This is a genomic window from Cupriavidus sp. GW822-FHT06G04 (assembly GCF_058799075.1).
The window spans coordinates 1-8,188 of record NZ_JBXALD010000027.1 but is presented as its reverse complement, the minus strand read 5'-3'; the positions used below and the strand labels follow the sequence as shown (position 1 = coordinate 8,188).

The window sequence follows — 8,188 nt, the reverse complement described above, 5'->3', positions numbered from 1 at the left end:
GGAGCCCGGTGCGCGAATCGCGCACGCCGGGATCTGTGCGGGGGGTGCCCAGTAATGGGCATTCCTACCGCGACATAACAAAGCCGGGGCGAAAAAAAGCCCGCAGCCAGAGGCATGCGGGGTTCGGAATGCTTATCGTAGGAAGCCTACGACGGAAACATTGTCTGGCACGGCTGCAGGTGACGTCTGCCCCACTTAAGTAGTGGGGAGGGGGAGAGCGAAGGCACGTGGTAAATTACGCCCGGGTTCCGGCGGCACAAGTGCTCTTGGCGCCATCGCAGCGACTCCCTATTAAAGGCGAACTCCAATGGCGGCGCTCCCCAAGGATCTTCAAAGTCTGCTTGATAGGCCACCTGTCTACCGGCTGCTGAACGTTGCGGATCGCGTCGAAGGTCGTCACCTTAATCACGTATGGAAAGGTTTGGTTGGCACCGGCTATGACGAGCCCGGCCTGCCCGTATTCGTGAAGCTTCTCCCGAGCCAGGCTCAGATTGATATCGAACTGGCTTGCGGGCTCGCATCGCAGGTTCTGAAGTTGCCAGTGCCTATGCCTGGCGTGGTCCTGGCGGACCCGGAGGATTTGCCTGGCTTGCCTCCACGTGACTATGGTTCGGAGGTCGTACTATTCGGTAGCGTCTTTCAGGCTCCCGACCAGTTCCTTGAGCGTCGGAAACGTGAGCTGCAGGCGCACGGAGACGACTACCTTTGGAATCGAGTTTGCAGCAGCGACACAGCTCCGAAGGGCGCTGCCTGGGACGAGCTTGTTGCGAATCCGGACCGACACATCGACAACTTCCTGTTCGATGGAATTAAGTGGTGGCTCTTCGACCATAATCAGGCACTCCAGCCCGTCGCTACGCTATACGCTGAGGTCGTGGGCTCGAATGCTCAGGCACAGGTCGTATCGCATGTGGCACGGGCAAACCAGTTGCTGGAGCAACTGCGCGACAGGCATCTTGAAACTGCTTCGGTCGACATTGAAGCCGAGACCTTTCTCAAGCAAGCGCGCAAGTTGAAGCTGTTGGCAACCGGCATGCGGAGCTGGCGAGTTGAAGGTGACAGAATTTCCCAGATTTTTCAGATGGCGGCTCTTATTGTGGACTTGATCGCGTTACGGCTGGAGCCACTGTCACTGTATATCGCTCAACGGCTTGAGCGTCCGGACGCCGAATCACTATGGTCATGAGTTCTGCTACTACTAGTCTTGCACCGCCTTCGCATACCGCGAGGGCTGCCCCCGTTTTTTGGGAGCCGAACGGTGCACGGTTTGGAGAGCGCCTGGTCGCCATCATTTTGGTTCACTTCGAAAAACCAGAGCTGGTTGCCCCTCTTTCTTACATTGCGTTCAGCGACACCCAGCTTCGAGCGCTTGTAGGGAAGGAGAGGGCCAGGTCGGCGTCGGGCATCCTCGAGCATGCCTCATCGTTCTGTCATCAACAGTTACTGACAGGCGTTCCGCTTACAGAGGTAATTCCGCCGTTCGAAGGGTTCTCTGTGGGAGAGTCGGTCCGCGTTCGGGGGTACTCGACCACGCAAGTCATGGACACGGCGATTCGTACGCTGTCCGCATTTGGGACGCGGAACTACTACGAAGAGGTCGCGGAGCTCGAGGGACGGAACTCGCTCCCGACACGCGCATTTCTCAAATCGCTGCAAAGACAGTTCTCCCAGAGAGACGAGAGCCGCAAGACCAGGTTCAACAAGACCTTTGCATTGGATAGCACTTCCGAGATGACCATTGACTATGCTCATCACCAGCATCTCGTGCAAGTGACCAGTCTTCCGATTTCCGCACACCATTCGGTAACGTTGCAGAAAGAGGCGGAGAGCAAGCTGTTCGAGTTGGACATTGCCGCTGACATCATTCGTCAAGCTAGCGCACGGGCGCGTCCAGCGCTGTTGGTCAATACAGCGCCTCTCAACAGCGACTTGGATGCTGAAGCTCGAGGCTATGCCGAAAGCCTGTTGCAGCGACTTACTCTGATGAGCGAAAAGAAGAATATGGTTATCATGCCGGCGCCGTCGCCCGAGGCTGCGGCGGAGATACTTGAAGGGCTGGCTGCCTAGGGCCGGCTCTCTGGTTCAGGGGCGGTTTCGCCAATCAGTCCCATTGGCTTAGGTTGCGTCTTGCCCCTCTTGGTCAGTCGCTCTGCTGATGTTGATGCGTTTTTCTCGCCTGGCTTAGGTCAACGCCGTCGCGCACTCCGCCTACTGTCGACTGCAAGAAACGCATTGCAAAAATCTCCGTGGTAGGTTGGACTTCGTTGAGTCAATCTGAAAAATGAACGATAGAAACCGAAGCAGCGATGTTGCCCTAGCTTGGCAATCGCTGGTCGCCGAAATGCTCGATTCGAGTACTGTCCGACCTGTGAGTAGGATTATCACTAGTCGTAATACTATCGACATACCCGACACGGCTGGCGTCTACGCGTTTTGGTGGGTAGGCGAAAAAGTCGATTTGATGGCGGCCAATCGACATATCGTGCTTAAAGGACCGGGGCGCAAACCGGTCGATGTGCGGTACCACAATTGGTGGCCGAGCGAGGCTCCGTTCCCTTGCTTGTATGTCGGCAAGGCCACCAATTTGAAGCGTCGATTTGGCCAACATCTTCTGCGAAAAACCGGAGGGCGCGCTCACCAATCGCAACCAGGGAACGCGAAGGCGAAGCCAAAGACTACGTCATGCCAGTTGCGATTTGGCATCGAGCATGTGTTTCCGGCCGAGGCAAATCCGTTAGGTCTGATAGGGCGCGCCGTGGGCTTCTCCTACTATGACGGATTTTCAGAGAACGCGATTGCGGAACGGTTCTATGCTGAGGATAGGCTGGTGGGACACCTCCGGCCATGGTTTAACATCGACTCTGAGCGCTAAGGGCGCTCAGAGTCGCAGTTCGACAGGTAAGTTCTTTAAACGATCGTAGGGATGGGACGGAGGAGATTTGAAATTAGAGGATCTGTTGGAGCGGTCCGTCGAACTACATAGTTGTTTGGCGGACGCTGTGAGCGGCGCCCAAGCCTTCGACTTCCGATGGTCTATTGCACAGCGCGCATGTGCCGTGTCGTGGGACCATGCAACCGGTCTTCGATTGATGCTCGAGCACCAGTTGCTCGTACCGGCGATTGGTTTGCTGCGAACGCAGTATGAAGCGTTCACTCGCGCAGCATGGCTTGGTTACACTGCCTCCGATAGCGAGCTCGCATTGATGTCTGCACCGTTGTCACAGGATTCGGCGGATGCGGCGGCTGGCGTTCCAACGCTTGCTAAGATGATTACCCAACTGGGGAAGACTGACGGAGCTGGTGCCAAATCAGCGCACGAAATGCTTCTCTCGTTCAAAGTGCCAAACTGGGGCGTGCTGAACTCATACGTTCACGCCGGTATCCATCCACTCACCGCAGTGACGGGGGAGTTTCCACCCTCCCTAGCCACTTCCATACTGCGTCTCTCGAATGGCTTGGCGATAGGAAACGGAATGGTAGCAGCGCTTTCCACCGGCGATTCGAAGCGAATTGAGTTGGTGCGATCGTTTCAGCTTCGTTTTCGAGATTGCTGTCCGGATTTATTGACGCGCGAACCCAGCCCACGTTAATAGCGGCGTAGATAAGACCTGGCAAGACACAGTTTGACTAAGCTCACTCCCATTCGTCCGCGGTCACCATCTCGACGAGCACTACACCTTCGTCCTGCATCTCGTACAGCTTCCGGTAGCACCATGGGCACGGCGCCCAGTCGCGCAGGGGCGTACCGCCCAAGTCGTAGGGAATCTCCCGGACTCGTGCTGGCACTCCGCACGCGCACACAACGATTCTGGTGAGTTCCATAAGGTCTCCTTGTCGTTGGGAGATTTCAGCATTGGGTGCAGCGGAATTCCATGGATGAGGAAGGGCAGCCAGGGAGTTGGACTTCATTGCCACGCCAGCCGCGGGTCCGCGCGGGCACACGCCGTTTCCTGGTCAGGCTTCCGAACATCGTAGCGGTCACGGCGGGCTGTAGGTGCAGCAACTGGGAGCGCGACTTTTGTCTTTGCAGAAGCGTATGCGATCGCTCGTGGGGCGACTTGGCCCGTTTGCGTGGAGATGGCCTGAAGAGAGTTCGAATCTATGAGCGCGCCGCGCGAATTGAGGGTGTGGATTGCGCGGGCGTTGCAACGACGCCGCCGCAGTTATCGCAGACCGCAACTAGGATGTTGTTGGCGGAACCCTTCCTGTCGCTGAACTGCAGATCTCGGCGGACGAATGTCGTACTGACCAAGTTGCCGCAACGGGAGCAGATGGCCCGGCTCTTGTCGCCTTCGTGGAAGGTTGTAATGCTCATGGTTGTCTGCGGGCTCCCTCGAGGAATCATCGCTCGAGTGTAGCGCCATGTCGTCTACGGCTGCAGGGCTTCATGTCGGAGCTCGCTGCTGTAAGCGGCAGGAATTTGCCGCATATCGCCAGGAGTCAGCGCAAGGGGAAGAATGATGCCGCTTGCTCGGTGAAGCCGTCATGCATGCCTCGCACAAAGCAGCTCTCAGCGACCTGCCTTGGAGCGTGATTGGAAGCTGCGGTCGCCAAGCATCAACGCTCAGGCACGGCAGATTCGCCTCTGTTACAAAATAGTTTTTTGCCTCGAAAATTCCGCGATATGCGGGCTGATTTCCACATTCACGCTGATGAGCGCCCCGCAAATCGCGCGACGCCGCTCCGTCATCAACGCTCCGTAGAGATATACCTCACCGCATGTCACTTCGCGTGGCGTGCGAGAGCCGAGGCTACAGTCGCTGCGCTACGCGCGCATGGGTTCGTCTGCGTGACACCCAAGGGCTGAGTTCGGCATTGCCAATATTTGATGGAGTGAGAAAGAACGATGCCTACCCAGCACTACATGCTTGTATGCGAAGGCCTAAAGAACCTGGGGCAGCCGCAGAATCGGCTGCGGTGGGATGAGGACCCAGTGACAGGTAAGTCGATGGAGAACGTTGTACTTGCTGTGGCGCCGCCCGACTATCCGCAGTTGACGGAGGGTCTGGAAATTGGAGCCATCTATCAGTACGAGTGGAACAACTTGAGCCACTACTGTCTGTTCGATTACTCGTCCGACGACTACTTCTTCGACTGGTGCGCGAAGCTCGTTGAGTTGACCGCGGAAGTAAAGCTGGGAGGTGGACCTCGGCGCGTCATCGAATTTTGCAACGACGTTTCCGACTTGGTGATGGACAAGGACAAGTATCCGGAAACCGATGGACGAGGGCCGTTCTGGGAGCTGCTGCGGTACGGTGTCAGAGGGATGTGCTTCGGCCCGGCTGCTTGCGCGAAGCTGAGCGCGGACTTTGACGAGTGGGATGCAGAGCTATGGTTTGCGGGAGACAACGAGTTCTACGAGTATTTCTGTAAGCTCCGGGAGTGCTTCAGCTTGGTCAAAGAGGACGGGCTAGTCTACTTTCCGCCTCCCTGGATGACTGAAGACGAGAAAACTGGCATGGGTGTATTCATCATTGAGCCAATGCTGGGCGCGCATCCCGACCGCGTGCATCCGTAAGGGACGAGCCAATTTGAAAGAGCGCCCTCGGGTCGCTCTTTGCCCTTTTGTCGTTGGACCGCAGTATTTGCTCGCTGGTGAGCTGCCGCGTGGAAGGCCGCCCAGACTGAGGTCTGCGTGCACAGGGACGTGCCCCCAGAAGTGAGGGTTCAGAACTCACGTATTGGTCCGATACAACGTCGGTTGGTGTCACTCAATCAAATCTAGGGGAAACGTCATGGCCGAGAAATGTCCGAAGTGTGGAGGCAATACTATTAAGAAGAACCTGGGACAGAAGACTGGCGGCGCGCTTGGATTCGCTGCGGGCGCAGCTGGGGTTGGGGCAGGCGCTGCCGGCGGGGCCGAAGTTGGTGCCGCGGTTGGATTCTTGGGTGGGCCAGTTGGCGCAGCTGTTGGCGCTGCCGCAGGTGGAATCCTCGGAGCGCTCGCGGCGGGTGCGGCCGGCGCACTAGCTGGAGCGACAGCGGGAAAAGCCATCGACGACCACGTACTCGACAACTTGCAGTGTGTCGAGTGTCAATTTACCTTCAGCGCGTCAGAGTAAGCCGCGTGCGATGGTTGAGTCACGCGCCTTAGTGGAGCTGAGGCCAGCGCGCGCCAAGGCGATAGCATTGCAGCTACCAGCATTGAGGTTCGGCAGCTCTTAATGGCGGAGCCGGCGATGCCGGCCCCGCCATTCGACCTTTAGTCTTCAACGCCCTCAGAATCATCATCCATCGGATGAAGCTCATCGTAGGCGGTTTCGATCTCGCCGTCGGTCATAGCTAGATGGTCAGTAAGGCGCTTTGAGCCTAGCTTGACCCAAGACTCCGATTTGTCCAGCGCAATGACTGCGAATTCTCCCGCGAGCCGAAAAAACAGCCAATCCAACTCCTCCAGTTCTGCTCCGAGTTCTTCGAGGAAGCTTCCTCGCAATGCCTTGCGACCCGACAGTCTCCTCAGGGTGGCGTGGGAGAACCGATATCGAGTCACTTGACGGCCACGCTCAGCTTCATAGAGCTTTGCGTTGATGGCGATTAAAAGTGCGGTTTGACTCGCACTGCGACGATTCGTCATGATAGATCCTTGCGATGGGTATCGTGAGCGCACTATGTGGGTGCGGAACGAAGAGGTTTTTGCTGCGAAAGGGCCCGTTGACGGGCAGGTGGCATTATGCTGTGCCTAGAATTCGGTGTCAATGCCTGAAATTAAGTGTCCAGTTCAATGAAATTGGTGGAGGTGTGGGGCGGAATTCGATTGGGAAGCGGCCGCACTGCAGCCCGATGACTATGACTGGAGTGTGGCCGTCAAGGAAGGTGCGACTATTGCTGCGGTACGCAGCGAGATTAATCTTCCCTATTCACAGGGTATCAACAGGTTGTGCACAGGTTATCCACAGGTTATCGCGTGCTGACATTTCGATTGCGAGTTGCATGTCCAAGCGAGTGGATGCCTCAGAATGAGGCGCAGGGGAGCAGATAGAAAGTCCCTAGGCAGATCCCTCTAAAACAAACTTCTTTGTGGAGAGGGTTTTACCGGTACACGGAACAGGTCAGTGCGCAGTTTTCTGCGTTCTTGGTTTAGGCCAAGCCTCTTGCACGCCAGCTCAAACCGCTTTGTCATCAGTTCTGAAAATATCCCGGTGCCGCGCATCCTTCGCCCGAACTCTGCATCGTAATGTTTGCCATCCCTCATGCTCTCAATAATACTGAGGACATGGTTTTTGCGCCCTGGATAATGCTGCTCCAGCCATTCGATAAAGATGTCGTGGACTTCGAGCGGAAGCCTAAGTAATACGTAGGCGGCCGCTGTCGCGCCAGCATTTGCCGATGCCGTTAGGATATTCTCCATCTCATAATCGTTTAGCGCAGGAATCATAGGGGCTGCCAATACCCCGGTGGGTATCCCGGCTGCAGCCAGCATCCGAATAGCTTCCACTCGCTTCGGTGGGGTGCTCGCACGGGGCTCCATCTTTCGCGCAAGCTCCGCGTCCAGCGTGGTGATGGATAGGTAGACGCGGGCCAAGCCCTTCTCAGCCATGCGGGACAGTATGTCGATGTCCCGTGTCACGAGATGCGACTTGGTTGTGATTGCGACAGGGTGGTGGAACGCCTCCAAGACCTCAAGGATTTTGCGCGTGAGTTGATGCTCACGCTCAATGGGCTGATATGGGTCGGTGTTGGTCCCGAGGGCAATTACGCTGGGTGAGTATTTCGGTTTGCTAAGTTCTTTTTCGAGTAACTCGGCCGCATTTGGCTTGGCGATGAGTTTGGTTTCAAAATCGAGGCCAGGGGACAGGCCTAAATACGCATGCGTGGGGCGGGCAAAACAATATGAGCAACCGTGTTCACATCCACGATATGCATTAATCGATTGGTCAAATGGGACGTCAGGGGACTGGTTGCGCGAAATTATTGATTTTGCGTCTTCAAGCGCTACAGTTGTTTTGGGCCCGGGGCGTTCCCCCTCGAGCTCCAAAATGGCTGCAAGGGCCTCGTCGTCTGGCAATCTACCCCAATCATCGAACCTAGATTCCACGTTTGTCAGTGCACCTCGGCCCTTGCGGAGCCCTGGGCGAAGTGACGTCATGAGCGCCTCTGCTAGTTGCAATTTACTGTATATATATACAGTGTGCGCCGGCTAACCGGCAAGGAGTAGAGGGTGAAAGTCCCTGACAGCAGAAGATCTAGC

Annotated in this window: 7 protein-coding genes; 4 read left to right on the top strand and 3 right to left on the bottom strand. The window is 56.5% G+C overall.

All coding sequences use genetic code 11. The annotated features are described in order from the left end of the window. Positions 1–307 precede the first annotated feature (307 nt). The 3 genes from AC1RKI_RS29935 to AC1RKI_RS29925 all read left to right on the top strand — a co-directional run bounded on the left by AC1RKI_RS29935 (position 308) and on the right by AC1RKI_RS29925 (position 3,590). Positions 308–1,186, top strand: a complete 879-nt coding sequence (locus tag AC1RKI_RS29935; RefSeq protein WP_231906997.1) for a hypothetical protein — start codon at positions 308–310, stop codon at positions 1,184–1,186. A gap of 353 nt (positions 1,187–1,539) precedes the next feature. After that, positions 1,540–2,067 carry a hypothetical protein gene (locus AC1RKI_RS29930; protein ID WP_231906996.1) on the top strand — a complete coding sequence of 176 codons (528 nt, stop codon included), beginning with the start codon at positions 1,540–1,542 and terminating at the stop codon, positions 2,065–2,067. A gap of 932 nt (positions 2,068–2,999) precedes the next feature. After that, a complete protein-coding gene (locus AC1RKI_RS29925; protein WP_404851402.1) occupies positions 3,000–3,590 on the top strand; it encodes a DUF6988 family protein in 591 nt (196 codons plus the stop codon). Between the two features lie 43 nt (positions 3,591–3,633). Here the strand turns inward: AC1RKI_RS29925 and AC1RKI_RS29920 are convergent, their stop codons facing one another. After that, entirely contained in the window at positions 3,634–3,786 is a 153-nt protein-coding gene (locus tag AC1RKI_RS29920) for a hypothetical protein (RefSeq protein WP_197497543.1), read from the bottom strand. 1,060 nt (positions 3,787–4,846) lie between these two features. Between AC1RKI_RS29920 and AC1RKI_RS29915 the strand changes: the two genes are divergently transcribed. Then, positions 4,847–5,518 carry a hypothetical protein gene (locus AC1RKI_RS29915; RefSeq protein WP_066739119.1) on the top strand — a complete coding sequence of 224 codons (672 nt, stop codon included), beginning with the start codon at positions 4,847–4,849 and terminating at the stop codon, positions 5,516–5,518. 684 nt (positions 5,519–6,202) lie between these two features. On the opposite strand, the gene AC1RKI_RS29910 is transcribed toward AC1RKI_RS29915, so the two are convergent. Together AC1RKI_RS29910 and AC1RKI_RS29905 are read right to left on the bottom strand one after the other, a co-directional pair. Next, positions 6,203–6,574, bottom strand: a complete 372-nt coding sequence (locus tag AC1RKI_RS29910) for a hypothetical protein (RefSeq protein WP_231906995.1) — start codon at positions 6,572–6,574, stop codon at positions 6,203–6,205. 426 nt (positions 6,575–7,000) lie between these two features. Beyond that, positions 7,001–8,086 carry a PA0069 family radical SAM protein gene (locus AC1RKI_RS29905; protein WP_082926539.1) on the bottom strand — a complete coding sequence of 362 codons (1,086 nt, stop codon included), beginning with the start codon at positions 8,084–8,086 and terminating at the stop codon, positions 7,001–7,003. Positions 8,087–8,188: the final 102 nt, after the last annotated feature.